Here is a 21,232-nt window from a genome sequence, read left to right on the forward strand (position 1 = left end):
ATGCTATTTTTAAGACTTTTTTGATACGTTGAGAGATTTTATTTTATTAATAATGAATTACATTTGCAAATACGAACGATTGAAAGCATCAGACTTTAAATTGTTTTCAAAATTAACAATTATTGTGCCTAATTTTAACTAATGTCTTCACAAAATATTTATATACTGGGAATTGAGTCTTCTTGCGATGACACAGCAGCATCTGTAATACATAACGGGCGTATATTGAGTAATGTTATTGCCAACCAAAAAATACATGAAGAATTTGGTGGTGTTGTGCCAGAATTAGCTTCTAGAGCGCATCAACAAAACATCGTTCCCGTAGTAACACAGGCTATAAAAAAAGCTAACATTACTAAAGACCAACTCAATGCCATTGCGTTTACGCGTGGTCCCGGACTTATGGGCTCGCTGCTTGTGGGCACCTCTTTTGCTAAATCCTTGGCTTACGGGTTGGATATTCCGCTTATTGATGTGAACCACATGCAAGGGCATATTTTGGCTCATTTTATAGAAGAAGATGGTTTTAACAAACCGCCGTTTCCTTTTTTGGCGATGACCATTTCAGGCGGCCACACACAAATAGTGAAGGTGAATGATTATTTTGACATGGATGTTATTGGAGAAACCATTGATGATGCCGTTGGTGAAGCGTTTGATAAAAGTGGAAAAATACTGGGCTTGGGTTATCCTGCCGGACCAGAAATTGATAAAAGGGCGCAATTGGGCAACCCCAAGGCGTTTTCGTTTACCAAACCTAAAGTAGATGGTTTAAATTTTAGCTTTTCAGGTTTAAAAACAGGGATTTTATATTTTATTCAGAAAGAAACCAAAGCCAACCCTAATTTTATAGCAGAAAACATCAATGATATTTGTGCCTCTATCCAATACACCATTATTGGTATTTTAATCGATAAATTAAAACTTGCCGTTAAGCAAACGGGTATCAAACATATTGCTATTGGCGGTGGCGTGTCGGCAAACTCGGGTATTAGAAAAGCGTTAAAAGACGGTGAACAAAAATTCGGCTGGACAACCTATGTCCCTAAATTTGAGTTCACGACCGATAATGCTGCCATGATAGCCATTGTAGGGTATTTAAAATATTTGGATAATGATTTTGCCGAACAAAATGTGGCGGCTTCGGCGCGACTGAAGATTTAAAGCCCTACCCAGCATTCCCAAAGGGAAGGGGTTTGTAACCGACATAAAATCACTTTTAACTTTTAACTTAGCAACATGCAACTTTTTTACAATCCGGACATTACTGAAAACACAAGTGAATTTTCTTTTTCTAAAGAAGAAAGCAATCATATTGTAAAAGTGTTGCGTAAAAACATGGGAGATACGCTACATATCACTAATGGCGAAGGTTGGCTATTTACTGCCAAAATCACGCTTGCCGATTTAAAAAATTGTTTGGTCAAAATTATTGAAAAATCCTTCCAGCCTAAAAAAAACTATCAGTTACATTTGGCGGTCGCACCGACAAAAATGAACGACCGTTACGAATGGTTTTTAGAGAAAGCAACCGAAATTGGAATCGATACCATCACTCCTATTATTTGTGAACACAGCGAACGAAAAATTATAAAAACAGACCGTTTTGAAAAGATCGTACAATCGGCCATGAAACAGTCTTTACATTACTATTTGCCAAAACTTAACGAACCCATCCTATTTAAGGATTTTATAAATCAAGATTTTAATGGCGATTTATTTATTGCCCATTGTGAGGAATCAGATAAAAAATCTTTGAAGAATGAAATTAAGTCAGAGTCGAATACAACTATTTTAATCGGACCCGAAGGCGATTTTAGCGTTAAAGAAATTAAAATGGCTATGGAGAATAAGTTTATTCCCGTAACTTTGGGAGACACACGATTACGTACAGAAACCGCCGCCATTGTTGCTTGCCATTCTGTAGCTTTTATAAATGAGTAATATGAAAATAACCTCTACGCTTTTTTCTCTAATCTTTTGTCTATTGTCTTTCATCTCTTTTTCACAAGACATAGCGTTACTAAAATACAAAGGCGGTGGCGATTGGTATGCCAACCCAACAGCTTTAAAAAATTTAATTGCTTATTGCAACTCGAATATCAATACCAAAATAGATCCGAAGCCACAAGAAGTTGAAGTTGGCAGCCAAGATATTTTCCAATATCCGTTTTTGCATATGACAGGGCATGGCAACGTATTTTTTAGTGAAACAGATGCCGAAAATTTGCGTAATTATTTAATCTCTGGAGGATTTTTGCATATTGATGACAACTATGGTATGGAACCTTACATCACCAAAGAGCTTAAAAAAGTATTTCCCGATAAGGATTTAAACGAACTTCCTTCCAATCACGGCATTTTTAACACGGCTTATAAATTCCCTGAAGGCTTACCAAAAATCCATGAGCATGATGGCAAACGTCCGCAAGCATTTGGTATTTTCCATGAAGACCGATTGGTTTTATTATTCACTTTAGAAAGCGATTTAGGTGATGGCTGGGAAGACCCCGATGTACACAACGACCCCGCCGATGTTAGAGAAAAAGCCCTTAAAATGGGTGCCAATATTATGAAATATGCTTTTGAAAATTAGAGCAATAGCCACTAATTCACGAATATTTATGAGCAACTTTAAATTTAAAAAATAAATATACCTGGAAATTCGTAGCAAAACAACTAAACGATTAAACAATTAAACGCCTAAACAACTCAACGCCTAAACAACAAACACCTAAACAACATTGCAACTAACCCACTACAACACAAACTTCCAAAAACACAAATTCCCCATAATTTTGGTTTGCGACAACGTCACCAATGCGCCCAATATGGGCAGTTTATTTAGAACAGCCGATGCTTTTGGAATTGAAAAACTAATCCTTTGTGGAGAAAACATTGTTCTAGGAAGAAAAATTGCGAAAACTTCCAGAGCGACTGAAAAAGTAGTGACTTATGATATATTTGAATCCGCTTCAAAAGCTGTAGAAGATTTAAAAAACGCAGGGTATCAAATCATATCGCTCGAAATCACCAATTCAAGTCAACCCATTCATTCCTATACATTTTCCACGGAAAATCCTATCGTGTTAGTTATTGGAGATGAAAATTTCGGAGTTTCAGAAGCTATTTTAAAAAACTCAGATGCCATTATCCATATTGATATGTTCGGACAAAACAGCAGCATGAATGTGGTCCAGGCTACTAATATTGCTTTATACGAAATCACTAAGCAACTTTTATAGCGTCATTTCGAGTGTAGCGAAGCAATCTCATATAAACAAACAGATTGCTTCGTCTTACCTCCTCGCAATGACAACAAATTATTATATTTACTAAATGAATTCAAAAACAATAGCAAGCGGTATTTTAAGGGCTCTGTCCATTATTATTGGCGTTGCTATATTGCTTTTTTTTCTTTATGCTATACGATCTGTTTTAGCTTATTTGGCTATTTCTGCCGTTATTTCTTTAATAGGAAGACCCATTGTATTGTTTTTAAGAAGACGCTTAAAGTTTAAAGATACGCTTGCCGTGGTGGTTACAATGGCATTGATGATAGTTGTTTTTTTAGGAATCATGAGTTTGTTTATTCCTTTGGTTATTGAACAAATTAACAACTTATCATTGTTAAATATAGACGAGCTTCAAAAGAATCTAGAAGATTTATACATGCAAATCATTAATTATTTTCAATTGAATGATTTAGATGTTAAACAATCTTTTAAAGATTATAACTTAATTTCTAAAATTGATTATTCGTTAATCCCTGCTTTTTTTAATTCGGTCATAAATGGCTTTGGCAATTTTACCGTTGGTTTTTTCGCTGTATTATTCATCTCTTTTTTCTTTTTGAAAGACAGCCAACTTTTTGAAAATGGCATTCTTATGTTCATTCCAGACAGTAAAGAAATTCGGTGGAAAAACTCATCAACCAAAATAAAAGATTTACTATCCAGATATTTTAATGGCCTTATTTTACAAATAGTTATTCTGTTTATTCTTTATACGATTGTTCTTGTCATTTTCGGAATTAAAAACGCCATCATCATTGCTTTTTTATGTGCTTTACTAAATTTAATTCCGTATGTGGGTCCGTTGATAAGTTTTGCCTTAATTATTATTCTAACTATGACCAGCAATTTAGGCGCGAGTTTTAGTGAGGTTATTTTCCCAAAAACCATCTACGTCGTCATTGGTTTTTTAATAGCACAATTTATAGACAATACGTTCAGTCAGCCCATTATTTTTTCAAAAAGCGTTAAATCACATCCGTTGGAAATATTTCTAATCATTATCATAGCTGGCATTCTTTTTGGCATAATTGGTATGATGGTAGCGGTACCAGGCTACACGGCAATTAAAGTGATTTTAAAAGAGTTCTTATCAGAAAACAAAATCGTAAAAAAACTCACTAAAGACCTTTAGTTTTATTTTGAACTCGTCTATTTTAAATACTGACATACAGCATTTTATAAATAAAAATTTACATTCAAATAGTTATGAAATATTATTAAAGGGAACCACTTTTGATTCCGTTAGCACCAAAGAACTTATCCAGCAAATAGAAGCTAAAGTCAAGTGCGAAAAAAAACTACCGACTTGGTTCAACACCCCATATATTTATTACCCAAATAAATTAAATATTGAGCAAACCTCTTCTGAAATAACGGCGACCTATAAAGCTAGTTTGATTCATGGAAAAACCATCATAGATGTAACGGGCGGTTTTGGAGTAGATTGCTATTATTTCGCAAAACAATTTGATTCGGTGACACATTGCGAGATTGACAAAAACCTATCGGAATTGGTAAACCATAATTACCAACAACTTCAAGTTTCGAATATTAAAACCGTAAATAGTGATGGTTTATCGTATTTAGAAAAGATTGATAACACTTTTGATTGGATTTATGTGGACCCTTCCAGAAGGAACGGTAGCAAAGGCAAAGTGTTTTTTTTGAATGATTGTCTGCCAAATATTCCAGAGCATTTGGATTTGCTTTTCAACCGTTCAAAAAATATCATGATTAAAACATCACCATTACTTGATATGTCTGTTGGCATTGGCGAATTACATCATGTTAAAACCATACACGTGATTGCCGTAAATAATGAGGTAAAAGAATTACTTTGGATTTTGGAACATGGTTTTACGGATGACATCGTCATAAAAACCATCAATTTAAAACAGGGGAACGACGATTATTTTGAATTTCAACTAAAAGATGAAAAGTCTTTAGAATTCACATACAGCAAACCACTCACCTATTTATACGAACCCAATACTGCCATTTTAAAAGCTGGGGCTTTCAATGCTGTTTCAGACCAATTATCTGTTTATAAACTTCATAAGCACTCACATTTATACACCAGCGAATTGCTTATAAATTTTCCTGGAAGGTGTTTTAAAATCGAAAACATCATTCCGTACAACAAAAAAGAACTGAAGCAATTGGCAATAACCAAAGCTAACATAACCACCCGAAACTTCCCTGAGACGGTAGAGCAAATACGAAAAAAACTGAACATTAAAGATGGTGGTGATGTGTATTTGTTTTTTACAACGGATGTGAATGGTAACAAAATTGTTATTGTTTGTAGCAAAATTTAAATAATTGTATAACAATACCGATGTTCATTTTGAAACCTTATTTTCTATGATTTTTGAAATAGGATAAAATTATATCGAAAAGGACGTTTAACCAAAGGTCTCGATACAAAATACCTCGTATCCTCGGTATTCCACTCGACCTGACAGGCTAACTAAAAATATAATACTAACCTAAATGTCAGTTCGATTCGCCATAAGCGAATTGTATCGAGAACTATTCTAAAATTAGAAAATTTGATTCTCGATACAAATTTCACACATGAAAAATGTGTAATCCCGATAGCTATCGGGACACTCGACACGAGGCAAAGCCGAACTGAACGAAGTTAATTGACAAATTTTATCAAAATTTACAACAGGTTATTCCAAAGCATTATCAATAATTTCCTGAACCACTTCTGGATTTAGCAACGTGCTAGTATCTCCTAAATTAGAAATGTCCTTACAAGCAATTTTACGCAAAATACGACGCATGATTTTTCCCGAACGTGTTTTTGGCAAGCCGCTAGTAAATTGAATTTTATCCAACTTGGCAATCGGACCAATATGTTCGGCAATAATTTGGTTGATTTCTTTACGCAGATTATCATGCACGCGAGATTCGCCTGTGTCTTTTAAAATTACAAAACCATACAAGGCATAGCCTTTAATATCGTGTGGAAAGCCAACAATAGCAGATTCTGCCACCGCTGGATGCTCATTAATCGCATCTTCAATTGGTGCGGTTCCTAAATTATGGCCAGATACAATAATCACATCATCTACACGACCTGTAATTCTATAATAGCCAACTTCATCACGCAAAGCACCATCGCCAGTAAAATATTTATTTTCAAAGGCTGAAAAATAGGTCTCCCTATAACGTTCATGATCTCCCCAAATGGTCCGGGCCATACTTGGCCATGGAAATTTAATGCATAAACGACCTTCAACCTGATTTCCCTTTAACTCCTTCCCCGTTTCATCCATTAAAGCGGGTTGTATTCCCGGAAATGGCAATGTGGCGTAGGTCGGTTTTGTCGGTGTTACAAACGGAATGGGAGATATCATAATACCACCAGTTTCTGTCTGCCACCATGTATCGACTATCGGGCTATTCTTTTTACCAATATTATCATTGTACCAATGCCAAGCCTCTTCATTAATCGGTTCTCCTACAGATCCTAAAACTTTAAGCGAAGATAAATTATAGGTGTCAACCAACTCTGTGCCTTGCTTTGCTAACGCACGAATGGCTGTAGGCGCGGTATAAAACTGGGTCACTTTATGCTTTTCTATGACTTTCCAAAAACGTCCGAAATCCGGATAGTGTGGCACACCTTCAAACATAACGGTTGTGGCACCATTGGCTAAAGGGCCATAAACAATATAACTATGTCCCGTAATCCAACCAATATCGGCCGTACACCAATAGATGTCACCATCCCTATATTGAAACACATTTTTAAAGGTATAAGCGGTATAAACCATGTAACCCGCTATGGTATGTACCATGCCTTTTGGTTTTCCGGTTGAACCAGATGTATACAAAATAAACAATGGATCTTCGGCATCCATGATTTCGGCTTTACAAACGGCAGAGGCATTGTCCAACAAAGGTTGTAACCATTTGTCACGACCAGCCTTCATGTCTATATTAGAATGGATTCGTTTAGCGACCAATACCGTTTTTACGGATGGACAATCTTCTAAAGCATCATCTACAATACCTTTTAAATCAATGGATTTTTCTCCACGGTAGGAACCATCACTGGTAATTACCATCTTACAATCCGAATCATTAATTCTAGTTGATAACGCTGTCGCGGAAAAACCTGCGAATACAACGGAATGAATCGCACCTATTCTGGCACAAGCCAAAACCGAAATAGCCAACTCTGGAATCATGGGCAAATATATACAGACCCTATCCCCTTTTTTGATGCCTTCGGCCTTTAATACATTTGCAAATTTATTAACACGTTCGTGTAACTGATTATAAGTTATGTGTTCTGATGGGTCATCAGGATTATTAGGTTCAAAAATAATGGCTGTTTTATCACCACGAGTTGCTAAATGTCTGTCAATACAGTTTTCGGTGATATTTAATTTAGCACCTTCAAACCATTTAACTTCAGGTTTACTGAAATCCCAACTCAACACATTATCCCATTTTTTTTGCCACATAAAATGTTCTTCTGCAACTTCTTCCCAAAAATTTTCGGGTTCCCTTACGGATTTTCTATAAACTTGATAATATTCCTCTAAGTGTTTTATATGGTAATTACTCATTTTAATTAATGTTGATTTGTTTATTCGTTGATTTGTTTAATTGATACATTGGTTTAATCACCAGTTGCTTAATGTCCTGTAGCCTTTGTTGCGCCACTTGGAATTCTGATTTTTTCAACCATAGCTTGCACATTCTTTGGGGGTTCTGGTGTAAATTTCATAATGGTGATAGATACAACAAAATTTAGAATCATGGCAATACTTCCAAAGCCTTCAGGTGAAATGCCGAACCACCATTCGCTTTTATCAGGAAGCACTTCGTCAAACCATCCTAATTTATATTTCATCATATAAAATAGCATGGAAACGATACCAACCACCATACCTGCTATAGCACCTTCTTTATTCATTTTCTTATAAAAAATACCTAAAATAATGGCTGGAAAAAACGATGCCGCTGCCAAACCAAAGGCTAAAGCTACTACGGCTGCTACAAATCCTGGTGGATTAATACCAAAATAACCAGCAACACAAACAGCACCTACAGCCGATAAACGTGCTGCAATCAATTCTCCTTTTTCAGAAATTTTAGGGTTGATTATTTTTTTGATTAAATCATGGGACACCGAAGATGAAATCACCAACAACAAACCTGCTGCTGTTGAAAGTGCTGCCGCTAAACCACCTGCCGCAACCAAGGCAATCACCCAATTAGGTAATTTAGCAATCTCTGGATTGGCAAGTACCATGATATCGTTATCAACCGTTAATTCATTTTGATCTTTATTGGCAACATATTGAATAAGTCCATCATTATTTTTATCATCAAACACAATCAATCCCGTTGTTTCCCATTTTTTAAACCATTCTGGCACATTGGCATATTCTTTATTTGAAACCGTTTCAATTAAATTGGTTCTCGCAAAAACCGATACAGCTGGTGCCGTAGTATATAAAATAACAATCAACAACAAAGCAATACCAGCCGATTTACGAGCATCTTTAACGTTTTTCACTGTAAAAAAGCGAACAATAACGTGTGGCAACCCTGCAGTACCAACCATTAAAGCCAAGGTGATGGCAAATACATCTATAAGGGATTTTGAACCTTGTGTATATTCAGCAAAACCAAGTTCGGTACTCAATCCGTCTAATTTATCAAGTAAATACGTCCCAGAACCATCAGCTAACTGACTTCCAAAACCCAATTGCGGAACCGGGTTGCCTGTCATTTGAAGTGAAATGAAAATAGCTGGTACCATAAACGCAAAAATCAATACACAATATTGCGCCACTTGTGTATAGGTGATGCCTTTCATACCACCAAGAACCGCATAAAACAATACGATAAGCATTCCTAAAATAACCCCTGTGTTAATATCGACTTCCAAAAAGCGAGAAAATACAATACCTACACCACGCATCTGACCCGCAACATACGTAAACGATACAATGAGCGCACAAAAAACAGCTACAATACGAGCCGTTTTAGAATAATAGCGGTCGCCAATAAAATCGGGCACCGTAAACTTTCCGAACTTACGCAAATAAGGCGCAAGCAATAATGCTAACAACACATAACCTCCTGTCCATCCCATTAAATAAACGGCGCCATCATAGCCTGCAAAACTAATGATACCGGCCATCGAAATAAATGATGCCGCACTCATCCAATCAGCTGCCGTCGCCATACCATTGGCTAAAGGTGACACACCGCCTCCAGCTACATAAAACTCCCTAGTTGAGCCTGCTCTGGACCAAATGGCTATTCCTATATATAGAGCAAATGTTACACCTACTAAAATGTAGGTCCAGTTTTGGACACTAATGGCCTCTACTAAAAATAAACTATGCACCATATCCGTATTTTTTATCAAGTTTATTCATCAGACGAACATACACGAAGATTAAAACAACAAACACATACATGGAACCTTGTTGGGCAAACCAAAATCCGAGTTTAAAGCCTCCTATTTTTATAGTGTCCAATGCATCTTTAAATAAAATGCCAGCCCCATAAGAAACCAAAAACCAAATGGTTAGTAAAATAAAAAGATACTTGATGTTTTCCTTCCAATAGGCGGTTGCCTTTTCTTGTTTAGTCATATTCTCGTTTAGTTTTAGTCCACTAATATATAAATTAAATTGGTTACACAGAAAGCGATTCCTTTTGGTTAAAAACAAACCATTATATATAAAACGTAATACCTGCTAAAAATCAGTAAATTATAATTTTGCTACAAATAATTTTTAAAACTATCTTTATACCAGTAAAACCATAACCGACACCTATTGCATTCTAATCGCCTTTATTTTATTGATGCCGTAAGAGCTTTTGCCATATTAATGATGTTACAAGGGCATTTTATTGATACGCTTTTAGACCCTATTTATAGAGATACTTCTAATATGTTTTTTAATATTTGGTCTTATTTTAGAGGTGTTACTGCGCCTACATTTTTCACCATTTCCGGACTTGTTTTTATGTATTTATTATTAAAAGCCAAAGAAAAAGGCAACGATAAAGCACGGATACGGAAAGGTCTTTACAGAGGGTTGTTGCTTTTGTTCATTGGATATACCTTGCGTGTTGATTTTTATGGATGGTTTCAAGGAAAATTTTACACTTATTTTTTGGTTATTGATGTTTTACAATGTATAGGTTTATCCCTAATTCTCATGGTAGGTCTATATTATGTTTTTAAGGCAAATACCTATATGTTATCTGTTGTTTTGGTAATTATCGGTTGCGTTATTTTTGTAACGGAACCTTTATACAGAACCCTATTGTTACCGGATGCGCCTTTAATTTTAGCAAACTATATTACTAAAGAAAACGGTTCTGTATTTACCATTATTCCATGGTTTGGCTATACCGCTTTTGGCGCCTTTTTTGCCACTGTTTTTTTTAGGCATGTACACAGGCGTGCCTTTAAGGCCTTAACCATTTTTACGTTTTTTCTAGTTGGGCTGTTACTCATATTTACATCGTCGTGGCTCCTTCACAAATTAGGGCGTATTACTGGTGAAACGCTTTTTGATGCTGCGGCAGATTACAATTATTTATTCTCTCGTTTGGGCGATGTGCTGGTTCTTTTTGGTTTATTCTATGCCTTTGAGCATTTTTTCAAACGATCCATCATCACAAGAATTGGTGAAAAAACATTATCCATTTACACGTTCCATTTCATCATCATTTTTGGAAGTTATACCGGCATCGGACTTAAACATTTTTACTATAAAGCCTTAGACCCATATCAAGCTATTTTTGGAGCCCTGGCCTTTATTCTTGTAGTGGTTGTTATTTCATTTTATTATGCAAAAACCAATACGTTCCTTTATAATCTATTCTTAAAAGTAGTTGATAGGATTAAGCAATAACCTTATAAACCGTGTTTTTTATAATTTCATTAAAGAAGTTTTATTATAAAAGCATTAATTTTACCCCATGTTTCATCATATAAGAAATAATACAACCGTTAGATTCCTTTGGGGATTCATGGCATTATACTTTTTAAATATTAGTGTTGATACAGTTGATCCTTACCCAAACTACATCGCTGAAGATTTATCATTCAATGATCAAGAAAGTATTGTGGAAATTATTGTGGAACAAGTTTTAGGTTTTGAAAATGCCATTGAAGAGCATGATGACCCCGATACCGAAGAGCACACAGAAAAAAATAATTTAAAAATAGGTTTTATTCCATTATACGCTTCAAATGGAAATAACAGAGAATCAATCGCAACTGTTCTAAAACAGATATGCCATCATCCAGATAGTAATGTATCTGTTGGGCATCATCAACTTAACAACCCTCCTCCCGAAGTTTGATTTATTAGTTTGTCTAAAATACATCTAACCCTAATAAGGGTTGGAAAAACTATTAATTCAAAAAAATAAACATAAAATGAATTTCAAAAACAAATTGATGTTAATGTTATTATTAACACCACTAACACATGCGTTTGCTCAAGATAGTGATATAATAAAGGATAGTATTTATATCCAAGAGGTTGAAAGTTTAAAAGAACCTGTCAAAATATTACACGCAGAACCTCTGTATATAGATCTCATTAGGGATTTAGGCGCCAGAAAAGGCGAAAAAGAATGGAACTTAGGTTTTGGATTAACCGACAACCAAGTTTTCGATTCTTACGAAGCTCTCATTGAATACGAATGGGCACCTGTCAATCGATTGGGTTTAGAAGTAGAGCTGCCATTCACTTTCTATTCTCCTATTAATGGCACACCAAGGGATGCCATTCCTTCCAATCAGTTAAACAGTATAAAAATTGCTGCGCAATGGTCGTTTTATGTCAATGAAAAAATGGCAACATCTATGGCGATTGGGTATATTAATGAGTTTGAATTGTCCAGTTTTAGGGACTTTGGAAAACCTTTAATTAAGGGCAATGTGTACAATCCGTTTTTTGTAGTTGCCAAACGTTGGGGTAACAATTTCCATTCACTCATTTATACAGGCCCCTTGATAGAGCAGAATTTTTTAACGAATTCCTTCCATACGACGTATGATATCAATACCAATTTCCATTACATGATTCCTGGCACAAGAAATTTTATTGGTATTGAATTTAATAAAACCTTGGATGCGGGCGACTTTGATATGACCATGCGACCACAAATGCGCGTGGGAATTGCAGATAATCTGCTGGTAGGCATTGTAACCGGCATACCCGTAGCAAGAGAAAACGAGCGGTTCAGTACGTTTTTAAGGCTTATTTGGGAACCTGCACATCATAAGCTTTAATGTGAATAAAGACCCTGCCATGATGCAGGGTCTTTTACTTTTTGTTAATAAATTGGTCGGCAAATTATTCTACATGGTTCGTCTACTTTCTAACATTTAAAAACTAAATTAGCTGTACCCAATAATCCTTCAAATTTGATAATATGAAAAAGTCAATCGTTCTTTTCTCCCTAATACTTGCTTTTACCAATTGTAAGAACAAATCGGAAACCAATGAAACCAGCGAACCCGTTGAAACCATTGAAGGCAAAGTGTCCACGGGATTATTAGAAGTAGGTTGCTATACCTACACTGGCAATAACAGCTCTATAACATTTGAAATAACCGACATAAATAAATCCATTATAGGAAGCCTAAATTACCATTTAGCCGAAAAAGATGCCAACATGGGCACGTTTGAAGGTCTTTTAATAGATGATGTCCTTTTGGGCGATTACACCTTTGAATCGGAAGGTGTTAGCAGCAGACGTGAAGTCATTTTTAAGTTAACTAACGGTCAACTTTTCGAAGGCTATGGCGAGATGGACGAAGAAGGAATCTGTTTTGCCAATACAGATCATGTTACTTTTACATCTACCATGCCATTAACAAAAACAGATTGCACTAAATAAACTATTATGGACATTTAGCTTAAAATTTTAGTTTTACAGACAATAGTTTGTTCTGTTTTTTGACACGAATTCCACTAATTGGCACGAATTAATTTGTGTAAATTTGTGTCATTCGTGGTTAAATTTTTAAACCTCGAAAAGAAAATGCACTTTTAATCCATAGCTTGAACCGCAATTAAAAATAATAAACATGAAATGAGCATGACCGAAAAATTGGTCGCAAACACCAATGAATATATGCGAATAACATATGACAAGTAAAAATCAATAAATATCTACATATGAAAGCCATACGAATACACGAAAAAGGAGCTATCGATAACATTATTATTGAAGAACTTCCAAAACCCAACATACAAGCCAACCAAGTTTTGGTAAAAGTAAAAGCCTGTGGAATCAATCCAGTGGATTGGAAAAGTACCGTTCATGGGTATTTTGAAATGCCTTATACTCTAGGAACCGATGTCTCTGGTACTATTGAAGCGGTTGGAACAGATGTTTCCGATTTTAAAGTGGGCAATGACGTGATTGGCTCTTTGGAATGGGCCAAACAAGGCGCCTGTGCCGAATATGTGGCAACCGAAACAAAATATCTGGCTTTAAAACCAAAAAACCTGAGTTTTGAGGAGGCGGCAGCCGTACCATTGGTAGCATTAACGGCATGGCAGGGATTGTTTGACAAACTAAATATACAGGCTGGTCAAAACGTATTAATTCAAGCCGCCGCTGGTGGCGTCGGGCTGTTTGCGGTGCAATTCGCCAAATGGAAAGGCGCGTATGTGGTTGGCTTGGCTTCTACAAAAAATGAAGCCTTTTTAAAATCCGTTGGGGTGGATGCTATTATTGATTATAAAACGGCGGATTTCTCAAACATCCCAGCCAATTTTGATGCGGTATTTGATAGCATGGCGAGTTCAGAAATTACCATTCCCTTACTTAAAAAAGGTGGCAGTTATGTATCTATTACTGCTAAACCTTCTGAAGACTTAGCTCAAAAACATGGCGTAAATGCGACTCATTTTTTATTCCATTCCAATGCTGAACAGTTAAAAACCATTGTCAATTTAATCGAACAAAACCATGTTAAGGTGTTTTTAGACAAAAAATTTAAATTGACCGAAGCCATAGCCGCTTTGAAATACCAACATGAAGGGCATTCTAAAGGGAAAAATGTGTTGGTGGTAGAGTAATAAAATAACATTCCAACCGTTCATCGCGAGTCTTTCGGCTGTCGCTCAAGACAGACTAAAGCGAAGCAATCCCATGATGTAGAACTACAAATAAACAGATTACGTCCTCTCCCGATAGCTATCGGGATTACTCGTAATGACGATAAAATTCATAATATTGATAGTTTTTACAAACATTAAATGTAATTTTTGAATATAAGGTTAGTATTTACCAACATACATTTCATTTGTCAAGAATATTTTATATATTTGTATTAGCAAAAACTAGCATTAAATATAAATAAAATATTTAAAGATGGAAAATACCAACACATTATGGTTATCAATGAGTGATAAAGCCATCATAGCCGTCATTGGAAACTACATAAAGCACCAACGCTTAAACCAAAACAAGACCCAAGCAAAAATTGCCGAAATCGCTGGTATCAACCGGTGGACCATGAGCCAAATAGAAAACGGCGAACCTATTTCATTGATTTCATTAGTACAAATTTTAAGGGCACTTGACTTGCTAAACGTTTTCGATGTGTTTAAAATCCAAACACAAATAAGTCCGTTAGAGCTTGCTAAATTAGAAAAACAAAAAAGACAAAGAGCCAGTTCAGAGAATAGTGCCGATAACCAAAACACAAGCGAATGGTAGCAGTAAAAACAGCCTTCGTAAAAATTTGGGGACACGTTGTTGGTGCTGTGGCATGGGACGAAAGTCAAGGTTTTGCCAGTTTTGAATACGAACCAAAATTCAAAAACCTGCAAATAGATTTGGCTCCCATTAAAATGCCCATTCAATCCAATCAAACTATATTTTCATTTCCAGAACTCCGTCCTTCAAAAAATAGCGAATTCAACACCTTTAAAGGCTTGCCTGGTTTGTTGGCAGATGTGTTGCCCGATAAATACGGAAACCAATTAATAAACACGTGGTTGGCACAAAATGGACGTCCAGAAAATAGCATGAACCCCATAGAACAACTCTGTTTTATAGGCACGCGAGGTATGGGTGCCTTAGAGTTTGAACCCACCCAACTAACACCCAGTAAAAACACCTTTGAGGTAGAAATTAATAGCTTGGTAAGTATCGCACAGCGCATGTTGGACCAAAGGGAAACCTTTGATGCCAATATAAGCAAAGACGAACACCAAGCCATGATGGAGATATTAAAAATAGGAACCTCTGCCGGGGGGGCGCGACCCAAAGCCATTATTGCCTTTAATAAAAAAACAGGGCAAGTACGCTCTGGGCAAACCCATTCACCCAAAGGTTTTGAACATTACATGATAAAACTAGACGGTGTAAGCGATGCCCAATTTGGGGAAAGCAAAGGCTATGGCAGGGTTGAAATGGCGTATTACAACATGGCAACAGCTTGTGGAATCGATATGATGGCATCCGAATTACTGGAAGAAAACGGCAGGGCCCATTTTATGACCAAACGGTTCGACAGAGAAGACGGCTCCATAAAACACCACATCCAAACGTTTTGCGCCATGCAGCATTTCGATTTTAATAATGTAGGCAGTTACAGTTACGAACAGTTATTCCAAACCATGCGGTTACTGCGTTTGCCCTACCCGCAGGCAGAACAAATGTACCGAAGGATGGTATTTAATGTGATAGCCAAAAATTGTGATGACCACACTAAAAATACGGCATTTAGGCTTAAACAAGGTGGCGATTGGGAGCTGGCACCCGCCTACGATGTTTGCCATGCCTACAGGCCAGAGAGCATTTGGGTAAGCCAACACGCCCTAAGCCTTAACGGCAAACGTAAAGATTTTGAAAAACACGATTTAATAAGTTTTGCCAAAGCCATGAACATAAAAAAGCCAGAACACATCATTACGCAAATACATAATACCGTGCAACGTTGGAACGATTATGCAGATGAAGTAAACGTAAATGTAAAATTGAGGGATTCTATAAAACAAACATTGTTGGATTTAGAAACATAACTAACGGTATTACGTTTGTTTTGAATAAACTAAATTGCTCGATAGTGATTAAGTTTCACTAGATTTAATTAAATTAAAAAAAACAAGAGATAAGGCCGGTTTACGAGAGCCTATTATTGAACTAGATGAAGGCTTTAAGGTTATTTTATGGCGTACCGACCAAGTAACCGACCAAGTAAACTATTGGCTTTAAGGTTAATAAATAGCCTTATAGGCGAAGCAAGCATGCCACAGCTTATGGAAAAACTAGAACTTAACCATAGGCCTAATTTTAGGGAAAATTATTTAGTGCCTGCCATCGATTTAGATTTTATAGAAATGACAAACCCAGAAAGCCCAAAAAGCCCAAAACAAAAATACCGTCTTACAGAAAAAGGAAAAGCACTATATAAAAAACAATTCACTTAAAAACAAGAAGAGAGACAGCAGGTGCCTTATTGTAAAGAGTTAATATCAAAACCGAATGAACTTTCCCTTTTTGCTAATGCTAACAAATAATAAAATAAATTAATGTAATTTTAAAAATTGTCCATAGTTATGGCAACAATCAATTACTGCCTCGATAAACCTTGAATAAAGCACCCTGCTGAATTGCTTCGATTAGGTTCGTATGCTTTTCTATTTCTGAAACATGGAACTCTTGAAAAGATTCATCAATCTCATTGATTATTGAAAATTCCTCGTGTTCAGGATGATAAAGTATTCTTTTACTACTTCTTGCAAAGCCCTTCGCAATGGAAACAAAAAAATCCTCAAAATCGCCGTTTGGGTTTGAAGCAAGTAAGATCAAATGTTCCAAATTTTTTACTAACATTTGTATAGAAATTGTATATTGCAATATATGAAATCATTTCCGAACCGAGAATATTTTTTTAATTATACAATACAAGCCTTAACTGAATTAGGAGGCTCTGGATCAAATAATGAAATTAATAATAAAGTAATAGATATACTTCAATTACCAGAAGAGTTATTAAACAAAATTCATAAGGATACTAACCAAACTGAATTTGAATACCAGATGGCTTGGGTTAGAACAATGCTTAAAAACCAAGGATTAATTGAAAACTCAAAACGGGGTGTCTGGTCCATAAAAACCAATCAAGAAATAACCCTTCCAAAATTTAAAATTCAGTTTGATAAAAATCAAGCTAAAAAAGTAGACGAGGAAATTACAGATGTTGAAGAATGGAAAGAAAAGTTGTTAAATGTTATTTCTGAAAATCTATCACCAAATGCATTTGAACGTTTGGTTCAAAGAATTTTAAGAGAAAAAGGGTTTTCACAAGTTGAAGTAACGGGAAGAACTGGAGATGGTGGTATTGATGGGGTTGGGATTGCGAAAATAAATGGTATTTTAAGCTTTCATATAATCTTCCAATGTAAAAGATACAAGGGTAAGGTTGGCTCAAAGGATATACGAGATTTCCGTGGTGCAATGGTTGGAAGAACAGATAAAGGATTATTCATTACAACTGGTATGTTTACGAGGGATGCGATATCTGAAGCTTCTAGAGATGGCGCCCCTGTAATTGATTTGATTGATGGAGATTTATTAGTTGAAAAGCTAAAAGAATTGGGACTTGGGGTTTCAGTTGAATTTAAGGAAGAAGTTACGATTGATATAGAGTGGTTTAAAAACTTCTAAAGATTATCTTCAGCTAGAAATAGGAATTGGACTAAAGTCATTTAGAAATAGTAGAACTAATGTAGAACATACAAAAAAACCTATCAAATCTCAGTTTAACATACTTATCGACCAAGGCATAATTACTTTAGATCATTTGATAAAAAGAACTTCTAAAGGAAAAGTTGTTGAGAAAGGCTCTTTATTTAAAATTAAGCCAAAAGGTCTTGATTTGCTTTTTCCGCCAAGTGAGAAATATGATTTAATATAATCATTAATCCACTAATAAAACATCTTGATTACCTCCCCAAATACCCCAACACATTCGCTTCAATACGTGCTTGTATGTTACTAACATCAGCCTTAACAAACGTGTCGCCCGTAATATTCTCATAAAGTTCGATGTAGCGGTCGCTCACAGTGGTAATATAGTCATCGCTCATAAATGGTACGGTCTGCCCTTTTAAGCCTTGAAAGTTATTGGCAATGAGCCATTGGCGTACAAACTCTTTACTTAATTGTTTTTGGGGTTCGCCTTTGGCTTGTAATTCTTCGTAACCATCGGCATAAAAATAGCGTGATGAATCGGGGGTGTGTATTTCATCAATCAACACTATTTGGCCGTCTTTGGTTTTTCCAAATTCATATTTGGTATCCACTAAAATAAGGCCACGGCTGGCTGCTATCTCGCTACCACGTTGAAACAGTTTTCGGGTATAATCTTCCAGCACCACATAATCGGCTTCACTTACAATACCGCGTTTTAAAAGATCCTCTCTAGAAATATCCTCATCGTGGTCGCCCATTTGGGCTTTGGTTGCCGGGGTAATCATAGGCTCTGGAAATTTATCGTTTTCCTTCATACCTTCTGGCATGGCTACACCACAAAGTAAGCGTTTGCCCGCTTTATACTCACGTGCCGCATGACCGCTCATATACCCACGAATCACCATTTCTACCTTAAACGGTTCACATAAATGTCCGACAGCTACATTAGGATCTGGCGTGGCAATGAGCCAATTTGGCACCAAATCTTCGGTAGCTTTCATCATCTTGGTCGCAATCTGGTTTAGGATTTGTCCTTTATACGGAATGCCTTTGGGCATTACCACATCGAACGCCGATAATCTATCGGTAGCCACCATAACCAACACCTCATCATTGATGTTGTAAACCTCTCTGACTTTACCTTTATAAACACTTTTTTGTCCTGGAAAATTGAAATTTGTAGTGGTAATCGTGTTCATGTGAAGTAGCGGTTTTATGTGATATGCAAATGTAATTTGTTTCATAATGCCAAACAAAAAAAGGAGAAATAAACTTTCTCCTTTTCTAATTCAAATATGTTTAAATTCTAATTAATTAAATCTAATATTGTAGGTTGCACCTAAACCAAGCGTTTGCAAATCAAAATCGTTTTCTGCATAGGTATTTTGGTAAAACGCATACAAATTCCAATCTCTGTTATGGTAACCAATTTGAGGGTTTACATACAATCCTCCAGAGTTATTATCTAAATTTGTTAAAAAACCATACCCTAAATCAGCGCCTAAAAATAAGCCTTCAGGTGCAAAATAATAACGAGCAAATCCAGCTAAAGGAATAACCCCAAAATCATCAACAGGATCTTTACCAAAAAAATTAGTATAACCAGAAGCTACACCGATACCGAAATTTGGATTGAATAAGTACTGCGCTCTTAGGTCTAAACCTAAATTAAATGAGGCTACATCTTTGGCATCACCAACTGGCACCCCAGCGATTACACCTGCTTTAAACCAAGAGTTGTCTGGCGTGATGTTTATCTCTGTGTCTTGAGCAAAAATTGGACTAAATCCTAATAATCCGATAACAAAAAATATTTTTTTCATGTTGTTTTTTTAAATGTTTTAAGGTGCAAATCTAGATGATTTATAGCTACCCTTTTTATATTATTTTTGTTAAAGTTTATAGAATTTATAGACAAATCAATAGAAAATACACCTAACCATTTGACTGCCTGATGAAAGGATGCACTAAATATAAAAGCCAGTTAGATTAATAACTGACTTTTTAGTGTTATTCGTCATTACGAGGGATGCAATACCTAAATAATCTGTAAGTTTTTAGTTCAAATTCATGAGATTGCTTCGTCCTATGTCCTCGCAATGACGGCTCATTTCATGGAATCCTTCGAGAAAGCTATCGGGGTTCAGGAAATCGAAGATTCGACGAAGTCAATGACAAACGACTACTCCACGTTTTCAATATGCTTGTAGGCATCAATAATCTTTTTAACCAATCGGTGACGAAGCACATCTTTATCATCTAAAAATATCATACCGACGCCTTCCACATTTTTTAAAATCAATAAGGCTTCTTTCAAACCCGAAATGGTACGGCGTGGCAAATCAATTTGCCCAGGATCGCCCGTTAATAAAAACTTGGCATTTTTCCCCATACGGGTCAAAAACATTTTCATTTGATTGTGGGTGGTATTTTGTCCTTCATCCAAAATCACAAACGCATTATCCAAGGTTCGTCCACGCATAAACGCCAAAGGCGCAATTTGTATCGTACCGTTTTCAATATAGAGTGCCAACTTTTCAGCAGGAATCATATCCCTTAACGCATCGTATAAGGGTTGCATATATGGGTCTAGCTTTTCTTTTAAATCGCCCGGTAAAAATCCTAAATTCTCCCCTGCTTCGACGGCAGGCCTTGTTAAGATAATACGCTTGACTTCTTTATTTTTTAAAGCTTGTACTGCTAGCGCAACACCTGTATAGGTTTTACCCGTACCGGCTGGACCAATGGCGAAAACCATGTCGTTGGTGCGCATAAGCTCTACCATTTTACGCTGGTTGGCCGTTTCGGCTTTTATAAGTTTCCCTCCTACACCATGCACCAAAACCTCGCCACTTTTTTGTGATGTTGTATAGTCATCACTCGTTTGGCTTGTTAAAACACGCTCAATAACATTTTCGTCAAGCTTGTTATATTTTGTGAAGTGTTTGATTAGCATATTGACCCGACGATCAAATTCTTCCAGTAATTCATCATCACCAAATGCTTTAACTTTATTACCTCGTGCTACAATTTTGAGTTTAGGAAAATACTTTTTTAGAAGTTCAATATTGATGTTTTCTGGTCCAAAAAACTCTTTTGGAGTGATTTCTTCAAGTTCAATAACAATTTCGTTCAAGTGCAGTTCTTTTTGTTTTATTTTCAACTAAGATTAACTAAAATAATGTTTACTCAGATGAAATGATTTA

General features: G+C 36.1%; 23 protein-coding genes. 16 read left to right on the plus strand and 7 right to left on the minus strand.

From position 1 onward, the window contains the following. The first annotated feature begins 141 nt into the window (after positions 1–141). The 6 genes from tsaD (at position 142) to CSW08_RS03000 (ending at position 5,614) form a co-directional block, all read left to right on the plus strand. A complete protein-coding gene (gene tsaD, locus CSW08_RS02975; RefSeq protein ID WP_106658426.1) occupies positions 142–1,164 on the plus strand; it encodes a tRNA (adenosine(37)-N6)-threonylcarbamoyltransferase complex transferase subunit TsaD in 1,023 nt (340 codons plus the stop codon). A gap of 75 nt (positions 1,165–1,239) precedes the next feature. Further along, positions 1,240–1,944 carry a 16S rRNA (uracil(1498)-N(3))-methyltransferase gene (locus CSW08_RS02980; RefSeq protein ID WP_106658427.1) on the plus strand — a complete coding sequence of 235 codons (705 nt, stop codon included), beginning with the start codon at positions 1,240–1,242 and terminating at the stop codon, positions 1,942–1,944. Position 1,945: 1 nt separating this feature from the next. Beyond that, complete coding sequence (locus CSW08_RS02985) at positions 1,946–2,596, plus strand: DUF4159 domain-containing protein (RefSeq protein WP_106658689.1); 651 nt, start codon at positions 1,946–1,948, stop codon at positions 2,594–2,596. A 148-nt stretch (positions 2,597–2,744) separates the two neighbouring features. Then, positions 2,745–3,245, plus strand: a complete 501-nt coding sequence (locus CSW08_RS02990; protein WP_106658428.1) for a TrmH family RNA methyltransferase — start codon at positions 2,745–2,747, stop codon at positions 3,243–3,245. Between the two features lie 94 nt (positions 3,246–3,339). Beyond that, positions 3,340–4,428, plus strand: a complete 1,089-nt coding sequence (locus CSW08_RS02995; RefSeq protein ID WP_106658429.1) for an AI-2E family transporter — start codon at positions 3,340–3,342, stop codon at positions 4,426–4,428. A 7-nt stretch (positions 4,429–4,435) separates the two neighbouring features. Next, positions 4,436–5,614, plus strand: coding sequence for a class I SAM-dependent methyltransferase (locus CSW08_RS03000; protein WP_106658430.1), 1,179 nt, complete (start codon positions 4,436–4,438; stop codon positions 5,612–5,614). Between the two features lie 360 nt (positions 5,615–5,974). Here the strand turns inward: CSW08_RS03000 and acs are convergent, their stop codons facing one another. The 3 genes from acs to CSW08_RS03015 form a co-directional block, all read right to left on the minus strand. Continuing rightward, a complete protein-coding gene (gene acs / locus CSW08_RS03005) occupies positions 5,975–7,885 on the minus strand; it encodes an acetate--CoA ligase (RefSeq protein WP_106658431.1) in 1,911 nt (636 codons plus the stop codon). 68 nt (positions 7,886–7,953) lie between these two features. Further along, positions 7,954–9,684 carry a sodium:solute symporter family protein gene (locus CSW08_RS03010; RefSeq protein ID WP_394337023.1) on the minus strand — a complete coding sequence of 577 codons (1,731 nt, stop codon included), beginning with the start codon at positions 9,682–9,684 and terminating at the stop codon, positions 7,954–7,956. After that, positions 9,674–9,931, minus strand: a complete 258-nt coding sequence (locus CSW08_RS03015) for a DUF4212 domain-containing protein (RefSeq protein ID WP_106658432.1) — start codon at positions 9,929–9,931, stop codon at positions 9,674–9,676. The genes CSW08_RS03010 and CSW08_RS03015 overlap by 11 nt, the downstream gene beginning before the upstream one ends. A gap of 186 nt (positions 9,932–10,117) precedes the next feature. On the opposite strand from CSW08_RS03015, the gene CSW08_RS03020 reads away from it, so the two are divergent. From CSW08_RS03020 to CSW08_RS03055, 8 genes are all read left to right on the plus strand, one after another. Beyond that, positions 10,118–11,206 (plus strand): heparan-alpha-glucosaminide N-acetyltransferase domain-containing protein, encoded by a 1,089-nt coding sequence (locus CSW08_RS03020; protein WP_106658433.1) that lies wholly within the window; start codon positions 10,118–10,120, stop codon positions 11,204–11,206. Positions 11,207–11,273: 67 nt separating this feature from the next. After that, entirely contained in the window at positions 11,274–11,660 is a 387-nt protein-coding gene (locus CSW08_RS03025; protein ID WP_106658434.1) for a hypothetical protein, read from the plus strand. 76 nt (positions 11,661–11,736) lie between these two features. After that, positions 11,737–12,597, plus strand: coding sequence for an HAEPLYID family protein (locus CSW08_RS03030; RefSeq protein ID WP_106658691.1), 861 nt, complete (start codon positions 11,737–11,739; stop codon positions 12,595–12,597). A gap of 143 nt (positions 12,598–12,740) precedes the next feature. Continuing rightward, positions 12,741–13,208, plus strand: coding sequence for a hypothetical protein (locus CSW08_RS03035; protein ID WP_106658435.1), 468 nt, complete (start codon positions 12,741–12,743; stop codon positions 13,206–13,208). Positions 13,209–13,489: 281 nt separating this feature from the next. Then, positions 13,490–14,398 (plus strand): NADP-dependent oxidoreductase, encoded by a 909-nt coding sequence (locus CSW08_RS03040; protein ID WP_106658436.1) that lies wholly within the window; start codon positions 13,490–13,492, stop codon positions 14,396–14,398. Between the two features lie 295 nt (positions 14,399–14,693). Continuing rightward, a complete protein-coding gene (locus CSW08_RS03045) occupies positions 14,694–15,041 on the plus strand; it encodes a helix-turn-helix domain-containing protein (protein ID WP_106658437.1) in 348 nt (115 codons plus the stop codon). Next, positions 15,035–16,351: a type II toxin-antitoxin system HipA family toxin gene (locus CSW08_RS03050; RefSeq protein ID WP_106658438.1), complete on the plus strand. Its 1,317-nt coding sequence runs from the start codon at positions 15,035–15,037 to the stop codon at positions 16,349–16,351. The genes CSW08_RS03045 and CSW08_RS03050 overlap by 7 nt, the downstream gene beginning before the upstream one ends. A gap of 147 nt (positions 16,352–16,498) precedes the next feature. After that, entirely contained in the window at positions 16,499–16,759 is a 261-nt protein-coding gene (locus CSW08_RS03055) for a Fic family protein (protein WP_106658439.1), read from the plus strand. Between the two features lie 139 nt (positions 16,760–16,898). Here the strand turns inward: CSW08_RS03055 and CSW08_RS03060 are convergent, their stop codons facing one another. Continuing rightward, positions 16,899–17,150, minus strand: a complete 252-nt coding sequence (locus CSW08_RS03060; RefSeq protein WP_157831418.1) for a hypothetical protein — start codon at positions 17,148–17,150, stop codon at positions 16,899–16,901. Between the two features lie 42 nt (positions 17,151–17,192). On the opposite strand from CSW08_RS03060, the gene CSW08_RS03065 reads away from it, so the two are divergent. Continuing rightward, positions 17,193–17,999, plus strand: coding sequence for a restriction endonuclease (locus tag CSW08_RS03065; protein ID WP_106658441.1), 807 nt, complete (start codon positions 17,193–17,195; stop codon positions 17,997–17,999). A gap of 25 nt (positions 18,000–18,024) precedes the next feature. Next, positions 18,025–18,249: an MvaI/BcnI restriction endonuclease family protein gene (locus CSW08_RS18420; RefSeq protein WP_262496532.1), complete on the plus strand. Its 225-nt coding sequence runs from the start codon at positions 18,025–18,027 to the stop codon at positions 18,247–18,249. A gap of 28 nt (positions 18,250–18,277) precedes the next feature. Here the strand turns inward: CSW08_RS18420 and CSW08_RS03075 are convergent, their stop codons facing one another. The 3 genes from CSW08_RS03075 to CSW08_RS03085 all read right to left on the minus strand — a co-directional run bounded on the left by CSW08_RS03075 (position 18,278) and on the right by CSW08_RS03085 (position 21,162). Further along, the gene (locus CSW08_RS03075) at positions 18,278–19,225 is read right to left on the minus strand and encodes a phosphoribosylaminoimidazolesuccinocarboxamide synthase (RefSeq protein WP_106658442.1); all 948 of its coding nucleotides are present in this window, start codon (positions 19,223–19,225) and stop codon (positions 18,278–18,280) included. Between the two features lie 111 nt (positions 19,226–19,336). Further along, complete coding sequence (locus tag CSW08_RS03080; RefSeq protein ID WP_106658443.1) at positions 19,337–19,849, minus strand: hypothetical protein; 513 nt, start codon at positions 19,847–19,849, stop codon at positions 19,337–19,339. 359 nt (positions 19,850–20,208) lie between these two features. Further along, a complete protein-coding gene (locus tag CSW08_RS03085) occupies positions 20,209–21,162 on the minus strand; it encodes a PhoH family protein (RefSeq protein WP_100614904.1) in 954 nt (317 codons plus the stop codon). Between the last annotated feature and the right edge of the window lie 70 nt (positions 21,163–21,232).

The organism is Confluentibacter flavum (assembly GCF_002843175.1).
Lineage (GTDB): Bacteria > Bacteroidota > Bacteroidia > Flavobacteriales > Flavobacteriaceae > Confluentibacter > Confluentibacter flavum.